At 67.1% G+C, this 14,999-nt stretch carries 12 protein-coding genes; 4 read left to right on the top strand and 8 right to left on the bottom strand.

The window, feature by feature from the left end; genetic code table 11:
* The first annotated feature begins 239 nt into the window (after positions 1–239).
* Genes ACEN98_RS08935 through ACEN98_RS08925 form a run of 3 tightly spaced genes read left to right on the top strand, consistent with a single transcriptional unit; the run spans position 240 to position 3,158 of the window.
* Positions 240–1,241: a glycosyltransferase family 2 protein gene (locus ACEN98_RS08935; RefSeq protein WP_413339554.1), complete on the top strand. Its 1,002-nt coding sequence runs from the start codon at positions 240–242 to the stop codon at positions 1,239–1,241.
* A complete protein-coding gene (locus tag ACEN98_RS08930) occupies positions 1,234–1,641 on the top strand; it encodes a GtrA family protein (protein WP_413383566.1) in 408 nt (135 codons plus the stop codon). The genes ACEN98_RS08935 and ACEN98_RS08930 overlap by 8 nt, the downstream gene beginning before the upstream one ends.
* Entirely contained in the window at positions 1,611–3,158 is a 1,548-nt protein-coding gene (locus ACEN98_RS08925; protein WP_413383564.1) for a hypothetical protein, read from the top strand. Before ACEN98_RS08930 ends, ACEN98_RS08925 begins: the two co-directional genes overlap by 31 nt.
* A gap of 185 nt (positions 3,159–3,343) precedes the next feature.
* Here the strand turns inward: ACEN98_RS08925 and ACEN98_RS08920 are convergent, their stop codons facing one another.
* From ACEN98_RS08920 to ACEN98_RS08885, 8 genes are all read right to left on the bottom strand, one after another.
* Positions 3,344–4,672, bottom strand: coding sequence for an ATP-binding protein (locus tag ACEN98_RS08920; RefSeq protein ID WP_413383562.1), 1,329 nt, complete (start codon positions 4,670–4,672; stop codon positions 3,344–3,346).
* A gap of 10 nt (positions 4,673–4,682) precedes the next feature.
* A complete protein-coding gene (locus ACEN98_RS08915; protein ID WP_056136559.1) occupies positions 4,683–5,345 on the bottom strand; it encodes a response regulator in 663 nt (220 codons plus the stop codon).
* 51 nt (positions 5,346–5,396) lie between these two features.
* Positions 5,397–6,926: a Do family serine endopeptidase gene (locus tag ACEN98_RS08910; protein ID WP_413383561.1), complete on the bottom strand. Its 1,530-nt coding sequence runs from the start codon at positions 6,924–6,926 to the stop codon at positions 5,397–5,399.
* An 85-nt stretch (positions 6,927–7,011) separates the two neighbouring features.
* Positions 7,012–8,040, bottom strand: a complete 1,029-nt coding sequence (locus ACEN98_RS08905) for a LacI family DNA-binding transcriptional regulator (protein ID WP_413383559.1) — start codon at positions 8,038–8,040, stop codon at positions 7,012–7,014.
* A gap of 180 nt (positions 8,041–8,220) precedes the next feature.
* Positions 8,221–9,624 (bottom strand): glycoside hydrolase family 30 protein, encoded by a 1,404-nt coding sequence (locus tag ACEN98_RS08900; RefSeq protein ID WP_413383557.1) that lies wholly within the window; start codon positions 9,622–9,624, stop codon positions 8,221–8,223.
* Positions 9,625–9,681: 57 nt separating this feature from the next.
* Complete coding sequence (gene ppk2 / locus ACEN98_RS08895) at positions 9,682–10,602, bottom strand: polyphosphate kinase 2 (RefSeq protein ID WP_413341513.1); 921 nt, start codon at positions 10,600–10,602, stop codon at positions 9,682–9,684.
* Positions 10,603–10,612: 10 nt separating this feature from the next.
* Positions 10,613–12,223, bottom strand: a complete 1,611-nt coding sequence (locus ACEN98_RS08890) for an inorganic phosphate transporter (protein ID WP_413383555.1) — start codon at positions 12,221–12,223, stop codon at positions 10,613–10,615.
* A gap of 121 nt (positions 12,224–12,344) precedes the next feature.
* The gene (locus ACEN98_RS08885) at positions 12,345–12,821 is read right to left on the bottom strand and encodes an Hsp20 family protein (RefSeq protein WP_105378364.1); all 477 of its coding nucleotides are present in this window, start codon (positions 12,819–12,821) and stop codon (positions 12,345–12,347) included.
* Between the two features lie 223 nt (positions 12,822–13,044).
* On the opposite strand from ACEN98_RS08885, the gene ACEN98_RS08880 reads away from it, so the two are divergent.
* Positions 13,045–14,943: a M61 family metallopeptidase gene (locus ACEN98_RS08880; RefSeq protein ID WP_413383553.1), complete on the top strand. Its 1,899-nt coding sequence runs from the start codon at positions 13,045–13,047 to the stop codon at positions 14,941–14,943.
* The last annotated feature ends 56 nt before the right edge of the window (positions 14,944–14,999 follow it).

Genomic DNA, 14,999 nt, shown 5'->3' with positions numbered 1-14,999 from the left:
AGGCGCATCCGGAATACCGCCCCCCGCGCAGGCGGGGGTCCAAGTTTGCATGAGCTGCCGCAACGCATGCAAACTGGATCCCCGCCTCCGCGGGGAGGACGTTGACCGGTACGTTTCCGAACCGAACTGAACGCATCCTGACGGCATCTACCGTCATCGCACGCCAATGCGAACATCGCGTTCGACCAACCTGTGTTATGTTTTATCGCTGATGCATACCAGGCTGTCGACGGATCGATATGAGCTTCCCCAACGAAACCGTGGTTCCCGACAAGGTCGCGGTCGGCCCGATAGAACCGCCCCTGCTGTCGCTCGTCGTGCCGTTCTACAACGAGCAGGAGATGATCCCGCATTTCTTCAGCGGCGTGATCCCGGAACTCGAACGCATTCCGAACATCCGCTTCGAGATCCTGTGCGTAAACGACGGCAGCCGCGACCGCACGCTCGACTCCCTCATCGCGTATGCCCACGCGGATGCCCGCGTGCGCGTCGTCGATCTCACGCGCAATTTCGGCAAAGAGGCGGCACTGACGGCTGCCATCTTCGAAGCGCGCGGCGACCTCATCGTGCCGTTCGATGCGGATCTGCAAGACCCGCCCGACGTCATCGGCAGGCTGGTCGAGAAATGGCGCGAGGGTTACGACGTCGTGCTGGCCAAGCGGGCCGACCGCGAGTCCGATTCGCTGCTGAAGAAATGGACCGCGCAATTTTTCTACCGCATCCACAACGACATGGCCGACTTGCCGATCCCGGAAAACGTCGGCGACTTCCGCCTGTTCACCCGCAATGTCGCCAACGCGTTGAAGACGCTGCCGGAATCGTGCCGCTTCATGAAGGGCCTGTTCGCGTGGGTCGGCTTCAAGACGGCCGTCGTCGAATACAAGCGTGCGCCGCGCGCGGCGGGCAAGACCAAGTTTTCCGGCTGGAAGCTGTGGAATTTTGCGCTGGAAGGCATCACCAGCTTTTCGACCTTGCCGCTGCGCATCTGGACCTACCTGGGCGTCAGCGTGGCGATCTTCGCGTTGACGCGCGCGTTCTGGCTCGTCATCCGCACGATGCTGTACGGCGTCGACGTGCCCGGCTATGCGTCGCTGGCGACGGCGATCCTGCTGCTCGGCGGCATCCAGCTGATCGGCATCGGCGTGCTCGGCGAATACGTGGGCCGCATCTACCTCGAATCGAAGGGACGGCCCGTGTACCTCGTGCGCAAGCGCTACGAAAAGGCGATGGCCCATGCCTGAACGCGGCGGCGTGGGCCGCTTCCTGACCTATGCAGCCGTCGGCCTGGCGGGGATGTCCGGGCATTACGCCTTCCTGTTCACGGCTGTCTCGCTCGGCGTGCTCGCGCCCGTGCCGGCGTCCGTCGTCGGCGCGCTCATCGGCGCCGTCATCAATTTCGTGATGAACGCCGTCGTTACGTTCCGCCGCCATGCGCATTCGCATTTGGCCTGGCGTACGGCTGCCCGCTTCTTCGCGACGGCCGGCATGGCAGCGGCCCTCAACGGTGCCGCGATGGCCGTGCTGGTGAACGGCGTGCGCCTCGACTATCGCCTGGCCCAGGTCCTCGTGACGGGCATCCTGGTGTGCGTCACCTATGTCGTCAATTCGCTATGGACATTTCAAGCCAGCAAGGCCCGCTGACGCCCCTGTCGACCGCCGCGCCGCGCGGGCGCGACCTACCACAGGCCCGCTTCTGGACATTGGCCCTGCTCGCGACAGGCCTCGCCCTGCTGCTGCGCCTGCCCACGCTGGCCGGCCGCTCGCTATGGCTGGACGAGACGTACAGCGCGTGGTTCGCCGCCGTCCCGCTGCGCGAACTGTGGACGAGCGTGCCGCTGTACGAGACGCATCCCCCGTTCTACTACACCCTGCTCAAGGGCTGGACCGCGCTGTTCGGCACGCACGAGGCGGCCATGCGCAGCCTGTCCGTCCTCGCCAGCGTGCTCACGGTGTTCGCGCTGCCCGCCGGCGCCCGCTGGGCACGAATCGGTGCGAAGGCGGAGCGTGTCGCGCTGCTGGCCGCCCTGTTCCTCGCCGTGAACGCCGCGAGCATCCAGTATGCGCAACAGGCCAGGCCGTACGCGCTCCAGGCGCTGGCCGGATCGCTGGCCGTGTTCTTTGCGGGCATGCTCGTGCGGTCCTTCGTGCGACCAGATTCCCGCCGGTGGTGCTGGATCACCGGCCTCGCCGTCAGCGCGGGCCTGACGATGTGGCTGCACAACACCGGCGTGTTCGCCGCGCTGGGCCTGTGGACGGGGATGACGGTCGCGCTGCTGGCAAGCGCGCCCGGCCCGCGCCGACCGCAGATCCTGGCCGTGGCTGCAGCCGGCATCGGCGCACTGCTCGTGTGGTCGCCGTTCATCCCGATGCTCGTCAAACAGAACGCGGCGATGGCGCACCTGTCGTACTGGATCCGTTTTACGCCGCGTAACGTCACCGCTGCCTGGACCGTGATCAGCGGCGGCCAGGTGCTGCACTATCCCGTCGCGCTGCTCGTGTTGCTGGGCTTTGCCTGGCTGTGGCAGCGGGCGCGCGCCCATTTCTGGCTGTTCGCGTGCGTGCTCGTGCTGCCGATCCTCGCGCTCGCCGGCTACAGCTATGTCGTGAAGCCGGTGTTCCTGTCGCGATTGTTCCTGTGGCTCGGGCCGTTGGGGATGGTGTTGACGGCGCTGGGCGTCGTCCGGCTGCCGTCGCGCTGGCGCCTGCCCGCCGTCGCCGTCGTGCTGGCGCTGTCCGCATATGCCGTGGCGGGTTTTTATCGCTCGCACACGGAAGACTGGCGCGGGATGCTGGCGCAGGTGGCGCGCGACAGCCGGCCGGGCGACGTCGTGCTCGCGTTTCCGAACGAGGTGCAGATGCCCGTCACCTACTACATGAAGTCGGGGCCGGCCGTCGCCTATCTGCCGGGCCCTTTCCCCGCGCTGCACCTGGCGCGCACCTACACGGGCAATTCCGGCGCGCCGAACATCGCGCCTGAAGACGTCATGCGGATCCGGGCGCTGACGGCCGGGCATCCGCGCGTGTGGCTGATCGAGCGGCTGGCGAAGCTGTACGATCCGGACGGGATCGTGATGAAGGAACTCGCCAATCGCTACCGGCTGGTGAAGACCATCGAAGGCAACGGGGCGAATATCCGGCTGTACGTTGCCGCTGACTGAACGTGGGCTCGGGGAGCCCACCCTACGGCCCTGTACGTTGCCGCTGACTGAACGTGGGCTCGGGGAGCCCACCCTACGGCCCTGTACGTTGCCGCTGACTGAACGTGGGCGCGGGGAGCCCACCCTACGGCCCGATCGAATCGTAGGGTGGGCACCCCGTGCCCACGCGGACGTTCGCGATGCGTTCAGGTTGGGAACGTGACGGCGGCTTCGAGCCCGCCCAGCCGCTTCGATTCGCCCAGCGCCAGCGTCGCGCCATGCCGCTCCGCGATCGACTTGATGATGGCAAGACCGAGCCCGCTGCCCTTCGCGTCGCTGCCCGGCACGCGATAGAAGCGGTCGAACACGCGCTCGCGTTCCGCCGGCGGGATGCCCGGGCCGCTGTCTTCCACGGTCACGGTCACGCCGCGGTGTTCCGCCACCACCGACACGTCGACCGTGCCGCCCTCCGGCGTGTACTTGATCGCATTGTCGATGAGGTTGCGGAGCAGGATCATCAACGCGTCCGGCTGCCCTTCCACTTCGGCGCTGTCCGCGCGCTGCAGGCCGAGGTCGATCTGCTTCGCGGCCGCGACACTCGCCAGTTCCGCGACGGCCCGCTTGGCCGCGCCGGCGATGTCGACCGGCTGGCGCGGCGCGCCGCCCGCGACGCTCGCTTCCTGGCGCGCCAGCACGAGCAGCTGCTCGACCAGTCGCGTCGCGCGTTCGATGCCGGCCGTGAGGCGGCCGACGGCGACGCGCTTCGCGTCCGGGCTGTCCGACCGCTCCAGGCTCTGCACCTGCAGCTTCAGGGCGGCGAGCGGCGTGCGCAGCTCGTGCGCGGCGTCGGCGACGAAGTGCTGCTGGGCGTCGAACGCCGTGCGCACGCGGCCGAACAGCAGGTTCAATTCCTGCACGAGCGGGCGCACCTCGTCCGGCAGGCCGGCCTCGGACACGGGAGACAAATCGTCCGCCTGGCGCGACGCCACCTGCTTGCGCACGCGCGCGACGGGTTCCAGCGAGCCGCTGACGACCCACCACACGACCAGCATCAGGATCGGCATCATGACGGCGATCGGCCCCAGCGTGCGCAGCGCGAGATTGCTGGCCATGCTGCGCCGCACGGCGAGATCCTGCGCGACCTGCACGGTCTGGTTATCGGTCTGGATCGAAAAGATGCGGTACGTCGTGCCGTTCGCGCGCACGTTGGAAAAGCCCAGCACGGCGCGCTGCGGCAGGTGCGCGTGCGACGCGCTGCGGAACACGCGCACGCCGTCCGGCGACCACACCTGCACGACGAGGTCGTCGTTGCCGCTGATCGGGGTGTCGGCGTCGGCGTTCTCGGTGCTCGTCAGCGGTACGCGCGAACGCAGCGACAGCGCCATCTGCTGCATGTGGTAGTCGAAGATCTGGTCGGCGTCGTTGAGGGCGGTGCGATACGCGATGGACGCCTGCGCGACGGCCGCGATGGTGATCGCCGCCAGCAGGAACCACAGCAGCCGCCCGCGCAGGGAATGCGTGACCCGGACTTTCATGCGGAATCCTTCACACCTTCGGGACCATGTAGCCCACGCCGCGCACGTTCTGGATCAAGTCGCTGCCCAGCTTCTTGCGCAGGCCGTGGATATAGACCTCGACCGCATTGCTGGACACTTCGTCGCGCCAGCTGTACAGCTTTTCCTCGAGCTGGGCGCGCGACAGCACGGCGCCGGGACGCGCGACGAGCGCTTCCAGCACGGCCCATTCGCGCGCCGACAGCACGACCGGCTGGCCGTCGACCAGCACTTCGCGCGTGGCGGGATTCACGGCGATGTTCTTGTACTCGAAAATGGGTTCGGCGCGCCCGGCGGCGCGCCGCAGCAGCGCGCGGATGCGCGCCAGCAGTTCGTCGAGATCGTAGGGTTTGAGGACGTAGTCGTCCGCGCCGGCATCGAGCCCGGCGATACGCTGGGAGACGGCGTCGCGCGCCGTGGCGACCAGCACCGGCGTGCGGTCCTTGCGGGCGCGCATCGCACGCAGAACCTCGAGCCCGTCCTTGCGGGGCAGGCCCAGGTCGAGCACGACGAGGTCGTAGTTCTGGTTCTGCATGAGGGCCGTGTCGGCCATCTCGCCATCCTTGACCCAGTCGACGGCGTAGTGCTCGGCCCTCAGCAGGTCGAGCACTACTTCGCCGATCATCGTATCGTCTTCCACCAGCAGCAGCCGCATCCAATCCCCCGATTCTCAGAAACCAGTGCCGATATCAGACTTCACGATCCATCAGCTGATCGGCACCGGGATGAAGATCTTCTCATCCCCGCGCTGAACCAGCAAGGCCACCGACTTGGCGGACTTCTTCACCACGTCGCGCACCTGGGCCACCGACGCCACCGGCTTGCCGTTCACGGCCAGCACGACGTCGCCCGGCTGCACGCCGGCCACGGCCGCCGCGCCGCCCGCGTCCTCGACCACGAGACCCGCCGCGACGCCGACCTGGCTGCGCTCGGCCGGATCCAGCGGACGCAGGGCCAGGCCCAGCTTGGCGCCGCCGTCGACGCCGGCCAGGTTGTCGCGGCTGGCCGGATCGGCCTTGGCGCTGGCCAGCGTCGCGGTCACCTGGATCTCCTTGCCTTCGCGCCAGACGTCCATCGTCAGCCGGTCTCCCGGCTTGGCGATCGCCACGATGGCCGACAGGTCGCCGCCCGAGATCAGGGCCTGGCCGTTGACCTTGCGGATCACGTCGCCCGCCTTGAGGCCGGCCTTGTCGGCCGCGCTGCCGCGCTCCACGTTCGCCACGAGTGCGCCGTCCGGCGACTGCAGCTTGAACGCATCGGCAAAGCTCTGGCCGACGTCCTGCAGGCTGACGCCCAGCTTCGCGTGCTGCACCTTGCCGGTCGCGACGATCTGGTCCTTGATGCGCACGGCGACGTCGATCGGGATCGCGAACGACAGGCCCTGGTAGCCGCCCGTCTGGCTGAAGATCTGCGAGTTGATGCCGACGACTTCGCCGCGCGTGTTGAACAGCGGGCCGCCCGAGTTACCCGGGTTGACCGCGACGTCGGTCTGGATGAACTGCACGCCGTTGTTGTCGATGGTGCGGCCTTTCGCGCTCACGACGCCGGCCGTCACGGTCGACTCCAGGCCGAACGGCGAACCGATCGCCAGCACCCATTCGCCGACCTGCAGGTTGCGCGTGTTCCCGAGCGGGACGACGGGCAGGTTTTTCGCATCGATCTTCAGGACGGCGACGTCGGTGCGCGGATCGGAGCCGAGGACTTTCGCGCGGTATTCGCGGCGGTCCTGCATCTTGACCGTGACTTCGTCGGCATCGCGCACCACGTGCGCGTTCGTCAGGATGACGCCGTCCGGGCTGACGATGAAGCCCGATCCGGCGCCGTAGACAAGCTCCCCGCGCCCGTTGCCGCCGCGCGGTTGCTGCGGCTGGAAGCGGCGGAAGAATTCGAAGAACGGATCGTCCTCGTCGAACTGCGGCATCTGGCGCTGCGACACCTTGGTCGTACCGACGACGCGGATGTTCACGACGGCCGGGCCGTTGTGCGACACGATCTTGGTAAAGTCCGGCAGGGCCACGCTGGCAGGATTGCCGGCCACGGGTGCCGGCGTGGCCGCCACGGGAGCCGGGGTGGCGGCGGGGTTGGGTGCGCCAGTGGCGGCCGCTGCGGCGGCGGCCAAAGCATTATTGTGTTCGACTGCGATCGCACCAACCGCGCCGCCAATGACACCGGCCGCGCACAGGGCCAGCGTGAGACGTTTTGCGGTGATGGCAGTAACGTTACCGTGGTTAGACATCGACGTGCTCCCAGATTGGAAAAAGTGGTTCTGAAAACTGCTCTTTTCGTAGGGAGTATATTGGCGCAGCAGTCTTAGACGTCCCTTAAGGTTGGGAACGGCGGCGTTTGGCCACGTTCGCGACGGAGGCGCGCAGGCTGACGCTGACGGGGAAGGTGCGCGTGACGGGCCGGTTGAAGCCGTAGCACAGGTTGAGCAGCTCGGCGATGCCGTTCCTGGTCATCTCGCGCCAGGGGATGTGCACGGACGTCAGGCGCGGCGCCGAATACGCGGCGGCGGGCGCGTCGTCGTAGCCGATCACGGACACGTCCTGCGGCACGCGGATGCCCGCTTCGTGGAAGTACGACAGCGCGCCGAGCGCCATCTCGTCGTTGGCGCAGAACAGCGCGGTGAACGGCCGCCCGGACGCGGCCAGTTCCATCGCGGCGGCGCGTCCCTCGGCCGAGGAAAAGTCGCGTTCCGAGATCCAGATGTCGTCCGTGGCGATGCCCGCCCCGGCCAGTTCGTCCATGAAGCCGGCGATGCGGTCGACGTTGTCGGCGGCAGTGCTTGGCCCGGCGATGACGGCGATGTCGCGGTGCGCATGATCGAGCAGCGCCCGCGCCGCGAGCCGGCCGCCGAGCTTGTGATCGACCGTGAAGCACTGGCCGGGCATGCCGTCGAAGCTGTCGTTGAGGGCGACCACGCGCTCGCGCTTGGGACCCAGCGCGGCAAGGTCCTCCTCGGTGAGCGGCGACGTGAAGAGGACGACGCCGTCGCACCCGCGCTCGATGAGGAAGTTGACGCCGTCGATGGCCTGGCGCCGCTCGTCCTCGCGGCTGACGCCGAACGCCACCATCATGTGCATGCCGGCGCCGCGCAGTTCCGTGTCGATGATCTGCAGGATCGACGTGTAGAAGGTGCCGGACAACAGGGGAATGTACACGCCGATCATGCGCGACGTGCCGTAGAGGAGTGAACGCGCCGCGTGCGACGGCCGGTAGCCGAGTGCGGCGATGGCCTTCTGCACGCGTTCCATCTTGGCCTGCGACACCGATCCCTTGCCGCGCACGACGCGCGATGCGGTGCCCAGGCCGACTCCGGCCATGCGGGCCACGTCCTTGATGGTTGACACTTGTCTCCCCGGTTGGTCTGGTTTTTGGGCCCAAGCATACTGCAAGCCGGGGCGGTTGGCTACGTACCTTGAACCGTCATCCCCGCGCAGGCGGGGATCCAATTTTGCTTGCGCCGCCGATACGCGTGCAAATTGCCCCCCCGCCTGCGCGGGGGCGACGGTTTCGAGTGAGTCGTCCATTCATGGCGCAACCCGCCACGTGAACGTCGCCACGCTGGCCGCCGGCAGCGTGTAGCGGAACGCCTCCGCCCCAACGCGCACCGTGAACGCACGCGGCTGCGCATCGCCATTCGCCACGAGCAGCGCGTACGAACCGTCCGGATTGACGAAGGCGACGCTTTTCTCCCCGGTCGTCGCGATGCGGTGCGCGCCCGGCAGCACGAAGCGGCTGGCGTGGGCCAGCGCGTAGTACTCGACGTTGCGCGTGACGGCGCCGGTGGCCGCGTCGATGGTCACGACGCCGCGGCAGTCCTTGCAGCCGCCCAGGTGCGGGCCGTCGTTGGCATCGAGCGCAAGGTTCCAGAACAGGACGCCGCGCGCCCAGTTGCGCGTGGTGTCGATGACGAGCGTCTTCGCGAAATACTGCAGGTTCTTCGACCAGTCCGGCGCCCAGCGTCCGCCCGAACACTCCGTGAACCACGTGTCCTTGGCCGGGAACAGGTCGTGCAAGCGGCCCTGCGCGCGCACGTCGCCGCCATAGCAATGCCACGCGATGCCGCTCACGTACTGCGCCGCGCGTGGATCGGACAGCACGATTGCGGGGGACTCCGGCTCGTCCCAGTTGTGGTCCCAGTCGAAGATGGCGGTGCCGGGGTGCGAACGCGCCAGCAGCGGTCCGAGATGGTCGCGGATGAACGCCGCGCGCTTGTGCGGGTCGACGCGCATGCCGGGATAGTTGTCCGGCTCGAAGTGCGGTTCGTTCTGCAGGGTGAGCGCGGAGATCGTCACGCCCTGTTCGCGCATCGCGGCGACGTAGCGGCCCAGGTAGCGCGCGAACGCGTCGAACGCCGCCGGTTTCAAGGTGCCTTTCACGAGGCTGTCGCTCGTCTTCATCCAGCCCGGCGCGCTCCACGGCGACGCCATCACCTTCAGGCGCGGATTGATGGCCAGCGCGGCCTTCACCGTCGGCAGCACGGTGCTTTTCTGCGGATCGATCGAGAAATGCTTCAGCTGCGGGTCGGACTGTCCCGGCGGCATGTCGTCGAAGCTGTAGTGGGTGCGCGAGAAATCGGAGGCGCCGATCGTCAGGCGCGTGAACGACAGGCCGATACCCTCGCCTTCGCGGCCGAACAGCTGGCGCAGCAGCGCGTCGCGGCGGGCCGGGTCCAGGTGCTGGATCAGGTCCGCGGAAGCATCCGTGATCGCGGCGCCGAAGCCGGCGATCTCCTGGTAGCGCGTGGACGGGTCGACGGTGATCGCCGCGGCATCTGCGGACGTCTCCAGGCGCGCATCGGGCGCGCGTGCGAGCAGTTGCGACTGGTCGCCGGTGGTGATCCAGGCCTGGACCGGGGCGGCGTGGGCGGCGGGCGCCAGCGCGATGAGAACGACGGACAGGATACGGCGTAGAACGAGCGGTTGCTGCATGCGGCACCTCCTGGGATTGGAAACGTTGCCAATCTTGGCGGCGCCAACTATAACAGATCAGTACAGCTCGGGGACGATGATCTCCTGCGGCACCGGCCGCCGCACGTAATCGTCGTGGTATTCGCGCTCGGGCATCCGGATCGACGGCCGGTCGACTTCCACGTACGGAATCTGTTGCAGCAGGTGATGGATGCAGTTCAGGCGCGCCCGCTTCTTGTCGATGCCCTGCACGACCCACCATTTCGCTTCCGGGATGTGCGTGCGCTCCAGCATGATCTCCTTGGCCTTCGTGTACTCTTCCCAGCGGCGGCGCGACTCCAGGTCCATGGGGCTCAGCTTCCACTGCTTGAGCGGATCGTGGATGCGGCTGAGGAAGCGCGCGTTCTGTTCCTCGTCCGAGATCGAGAACCAGTACTTGATCAACTGGATGCCCGAGCGGGCCAGCATGCGCTCGAATTCCGGCACGGTCTGGAAGAACTCCTCGTATTCGGCGTCGGTGCAGAATCCCATCACCCGCTCGACGCCGGCACGGTTGTACCAGCTGCGGTCGAACAGGACGATCTCGCCGGCCGCCGGCAGGTGCGACACGTAGCGCTGGAAGTACCATTGCGTGCGTTCGCGGTCGTTGGGCGCGGGCAGCGCGGCCACGCGGCACACGCGCGGATTCAGTCGCTGGATGATGCGCTTGATGGCGCCGCCCTTCCCGGCCGCGTCACGGCCTTCGAACAGGATCACGACCTTGTGCCCCGTGTGCACGACCCAGTCCTGCAGCTTGACCAGTTCGGCTTGCAGGCGGAACAGCTCGCGGAAGTAGTGCATGCGCGCTTCGCGTTCCTCGTCGCTCTGCGCGCGCGCCGGCAGCAGCGTTTCCGGGGCGAGGTCGCGGTCGTCCAGTTCCAGCTCGAGCTCCTCGTCGTAGCTGTCGGCGATGTCGCGGCGCACGCGCTGCACCAGGTCGGGATGGTCGGTTTGTCGCATGATGCCCTCGTCAGAACAGGTGGGAGAATAGCCAGTACAGGCCGCCGGACAGCAGGATCGCGGCCGGCAGGGTCAGCACCCAGGCCAGTGCCAGGTTGCGCACGGTCGCCATTTGCAGGCCCGAGCGGTTCGCGGCCATCGTGCCCGCCACGCCGGACGACAGCACATGCGTCGTCGATACGGGCAGGCCATACACGTCGGCGGCGCCGATCGTCAGCATCGCCACCGTCTCCGCCGACGCGCCCTGGGCATAGGTCAGGTGCGACTTGCCGATCTTTTCGCCGACCGTGACGACGATGCGCTTCCAGCCCACCATCGTGCCCAGGCCCAGCGCGATCGCGACAGCCACCTTGACCCACAGGGGGATGAACCTGGTCGCGTCGTCCAGCTGGCTCTTGAACGCCCTCAGGTTCGCGCGCGTGTCGGGGTCGAAGCGGGGCGCCGACTCCTTGTCCAGGCGGCGCATCGCTTCCGACGCGAGGTACATGTCGTTGCGCACGTTGGCGACCGCTTGCGCCGGCACGCGTGCCAGCGAACCGTGTTCGTGCACGGCGCGGCCGATGTCGCCGGACAGCGTGGCAAGGGCCGGCACGACGGCGGGCGTGAGCCTGTGCGTGCGGATGTAGGTCGTCAGTGTCGTGCGCGCCAGGTCCACCGGCGGCAGCGGCGCGGGTTCGGCCTGGCGCATGAGTGCCTGTTGCGTGACCTGGCTGACCGCGACGAACTGCGTCACCTGCTCCACCGGCATGGCGCGGTTGAGCGCATATGCCATCGGCACGGTGCCGACGAGGATCAGCATGATCAGGCCCATGCCCTTCTGCCCGTCGTTGGAGCCGTGCGCGAACGACACGCCCGTACAAGTGAGGATCAACAGCAGGCGGATATACCACGGCGGCGGGGTGTCGTCTTTCGGCGCCTCGTACAGCGCGCGCTCGCGCACGAGCCGGCGCAGCAGCAGGAGGAGCAGCGCGGCGCAGAAGAAGCCGACGAGCGGCGACAGCAGCAGCGACCAGCCGACCTTGGCGGCCTGCGGCCAGTCCACGCCGCTGGTGCCGTCGCGTCCGTGCATCAGCGCGTTGGCGACGCCGACGCCGAGGATCGAGCCGATCATCGTGTGCGACGACGACGCCGGCAGGCCGAGCCACCACGTGCCGAGGTTCCACACGATGACCGCGATCAGCAGCGCGAACACCATCGCGAAGCCGGACTTGCTGCCGACCTGCAGGATCAGTTCCACCGGCAGCAGCGAGATGATGCCGAAGGCGACGGCGCCGCTGGACAGCAGCACGCCGAGGAAGTTGAAGCAGCCCGACCACACGACGGCCACGCCGGCCGGCATCGAATTCGTGTAGATGACGGTGGCGACGGCATTCGCGGTGTCGTGGAAGCCGTTGACGAACTCGAAGCCGAGCGCGATCAGGAGTGCAACGCCGAGCAGGAAGTACGGGAGCCACGTGGTGGCGACGGGACCGGCGCTCGTCACGTCGGCATGGAGGCTGTAGATGCTGAAGGCGAGGCCCGCGGCCAGCAACGCCACGAACAGTGCGATACCGGCGGGGGACGTCCGGGTTGCGGTGGGACGCCGGGCGGGCGCGCCCAGGGTGGATGCGTGCGTGGTCATGACGATCGCTCCTCGTTGACGGGTTGTACCCGACTATAAGGAGGCGATGTGACAACGTCGTTACCGCCCGCGCGAACGACAAAAGGCGCCGAAGCGCCTTTCGTTCGAGAGGACGACGCGATTACGCGGCGTGTTGTTGCTGGCCCGGTTGTTCCAGCACTTGCACGTTGTCGGTGTTGCCGTTGGCATCAGCGATTGCGATCTTGCGCGGCTTGAATGCCTCGGGCACTTCGCGCACCAGTTCGATGGTCAGGATGCCGTTGTCGAAGCCGGCGCTGACGACCTTCACGTGGTTGGCCAGCTGGAAGCGCTGTTCGAAATCGCGCTGGGCGATACCGCGGTGCAGGAAGGTGCGCTGCACGTCATCCTTCTGTTTGCGGCCGGTCACGAGCAGGGTGTCGCGTTCGGAGGTGATCTCGATTTCGTTGCGGGTGAAACCGGCGAGCGCCATCACGATGCGGTATTTGTCTTCCGACACCAGTTCGATGTTGTACGGCGGGTAGCTCGGCGCGCTTTCGGCGCGTTGCTCGAGCAGGTTCACCAGGCGGTCGAAGCCGATTGCGGAACGATACAGGGGGGACAGGTCAAAAGTACGCATGATTCGATATCCTCTAAAAAGTACAAGCGATAAGTTGACGGACCTCATCGTGAGCATCCGTTGGAACCAATCTAATGGCCACCTCCCCCCTTTTCAAGTCGTACAAAATATCTTTTTTAAGGCCTGTTTTAAAATTTTATTTGGATCGCTGCCGGACGGAATCTGGGCCCATTGCACAGTGCTACACTCGGCCGTTTATGTTCTTTCGCCAGGGTTCCAGCCAATGACCGCTTCCAAGTTCGCTTCGTCCGTTTCAGCCGCCGCACTCGCGCTGGCGCTGGCCTTTCCGGCACATGCCGACGTGCCCGCGCCCGTCGACCAGCCCTACCCCGGCACCATCGTGTTGAACGTCGATGCGACCGATCTGTCGCAGCAGGTCTTCCGCATGCACATGACGATCCCCGTGAAGCCCGGCCCGCTCACCCTGCTGTATCCGCAATGGCTGCCCGCGAACCACGGCCCGAACGGCCCGATCACGCAGCTGGCGGGCCTGAAGTTCACGGCGAACGGCAGGCCCGTCGAATGGAAGCGCGACCCGGTGCACGTGTACGCGTTCCACCTGGACGTCCCCGAGGGCGCGACGAGCCTGGAGGCGGAATACCAGTACCTGTCGCCGCTGGAACCGGGCCAGGGCCGCATCACGATGACTGACGATATCCTTGGCGTGCAATGGATCTCGACGACCCTGTACCCGGCCGGCTACGTCGCGCGCGGCATCAACGTGCAGGCGAACCTGAAGCTGCCCGCGGGCTGGCAGTACGCCACCGCGCTGGAGACGGACAACCGCGCCGGCGACGACGTCCACTTCAAGGCAAGCGACCTGGAGACGCTGATGGATTCGCCGCTGTTCGCGGGCCGCTACAGCAAGCGCTTCGACCTCGACCCGGGCGGCAAGGTGCCCGTCCGCCTGAACGTGTTCGCCGACAATCCGGAAAGCCTGGAAGCGAAGCCCGAGCAGATCGCGGCGCACCGCGCGCTCGTGCAACAAGCGTATAAACTGTATGGTTCGTATCACTACGACCACTACGATTTCCTGTTCGCGCTGTCCGACGAATTCGGCGGCATCGGCCGCGAGCACCACCAGTCCAGCGAGAACGGCGTCAAGCCGGGCTATTTCACCGACTGGGCCAAGAGCGAGACCGGACGCGACCTCCTCCCGCATGAATACACGCACTCGTGGAACGGCAAGTTCCGCCGCCCGGCCGGCCAGAACGTCCCCAACTTCAACACCCCGATGGACAACGAGCTGCTGTGGGTGTACGAGGGCCAGACGCAGTACTGGGGCAACGTGCTGGCCGCGCGTTCCGGCCTCGTCTCGGCCGCCGGCGCGCGCGACGCGCTGGCCGCGAGCGCCGCGCGCTACGACAGCGTCGCGGGCCGCGCGTGGCGCGCCGTGCAGGACACGGTCTACGACCCGATCCTCAACGCGCGCCGCGGCCTGGGCTGGCCGAACTGGCAGCGCAGCGAGGATTACTACGTCGAGGGCATGCTGATCTGGCTGGACGTCGACACGCGCATCCGCGAACTCTCGGGCGACAGGCGCTCGCTGGACGATTTCGCGCGCGCCTTCTACAGCGTGAACAACGGCAGCCACCTGCCCGCGTTCTACACGTTCGACGACGTCGTGGCGACGCTCAATAAAGTCCAGCCGTACGACTGGGCGCCTTTCCTGCGCGCGAAGCTGGACGGCCACGGCCCCGGCGCCCCGCTGGACGGCCTCGCCCGCGCCGGCTGGAAGCTGGTCTACACGGACACGCCGACCGACTACCTGAAGGGCGTGGACGAGCGCAACAAGGTGCTGGACCTGACGTACTCGCTCGGCTTCACGGTCGCGCAGGACGGGGCCGTGCGCAACGTCGTGTGGGACGGCCTGGCTTTCCGCGCGGGCCTGGCCGCCAACACGACCGTCATGGCCGTGGGCGACCGCGTCTACAAGCCGGAACGCTTGACGTCCGCGATCAGGGATGCGAAGGACGGCAAGCCCATTCGTCTGCTCGTCAGGAAGGGCAACGTACTGCGCACGATCTCGCTCGACTACCGCGGCGGCCTGCGCTACCCGCGCCTGGAGCGTATCGAGGGTACGAAGGACCGTTTGACGACGATCTTCTCGGCCCTGAAATAAGTCATCAAACCGTCATATTTGCCCCGTAAGCTGGACCTGCCGACAACAACAAACAG

The sequence above is a fragment of the Massilia sp. CT11-137 genome (assembly GCF_047302885.1).
Taxonomy (GTDB): Bacteria; Pseudomonadota; Gammaproteobacteria; order Burkholderiales; family Burkholderiaceae_D; genus Telluria; species Telluria orientalis.
Note: the sequence above shows the minus strand (reverse complement) of the source record. Positions and strands in the feature narration are given on the sequence as shown.

What these genes read in the sequence shown, in the direction of transcription:
- ACEN98_RS08935 (WP_413339554.1), top strand. Translation starts at nt 240, where the DNA reads ATGAGCTTCCCCAACGAAACCGTGGTTCCCGACAAGGTCGCGGTCGGC.
- ACEN98_RS08915 (WP_056136559.1), bottom strand. Translation starts at nt 5,345, where the DNA reads ATGCGGCTGCTGCTGGTGGAAGACGATACGATGATCGGCGAAGTAGTG.
- ACEN98_RS08880 (WP_413383553.1), top strand. Translation starts at nt 13,045, where the DNA reads ATGACCGCTTCCAAGTTCGCTTCGTCCGTTTCAGCCGCCGCACTCGCG.
- ACEN98_RS08930 (WP_413383566.1), top strand. Translation starts at nt 1,234, where the DNA reads ATGCCTGAACGCGGCGGCGTGGGCCGCTTCCTGACCTATGCAGCCGTC.
- ACEN98_RS08890 (WP_413383555.1), bottom strand. Translation starts at nt 12,223, where the DNA reads ATGACCACGCACGCATCCACCCTGGGCGCGCCCGCCCGGCGTCCCACC.
- ACEN98_RS08885 (WP_105378364.1), bottom strand. Translation starts at nt 12,821, where the DNA reads ATGCGTACTTTTGACCTGTCCCCCCTGTATCGTTCCGCAATCGGCTTC.
- ppk2 (WP_413341513.1), bottom strand. Translation starts at nt 10,602, where the DNA reads ATGCGACAAACCGACCATCCCGACCTGGTGCAGCGCGTGCGCCGCGAC.
- ACEN98_RS08900 (WP_413383557.1), bottom strand. Translation starts at nt 9,624, where the DNA reads ATGCAGCAACCGCTCGTTCTACGCCGTATCCTGTCCGTCGTTCTCATC.
- ACEN98_RS08920 (WP_413383562.1), bottom strand. Translation starts at nt 4,672, where the DNA reads ATGAAAGTCCGGGTCACGCATTCCCTGCGCGGGCGGCTGCTGTGGTTC.
- ACEN98_RS08910 (WP_413383561.1), bottom strand. Translation starts at nt 6,926, where the DNA reads ATGTCTAACCACGGTAACGTTACTGCCATCACCGCAAAACGTCTCACG.
- ACEN98_RS08925 (WP_413383564.1), top strand. Translation starts at nt 1,611, where the DNA reads ATGGACATTTCAAGCCAGCAAGGCCCGCTGACGCCCCTGTCGACCGCC.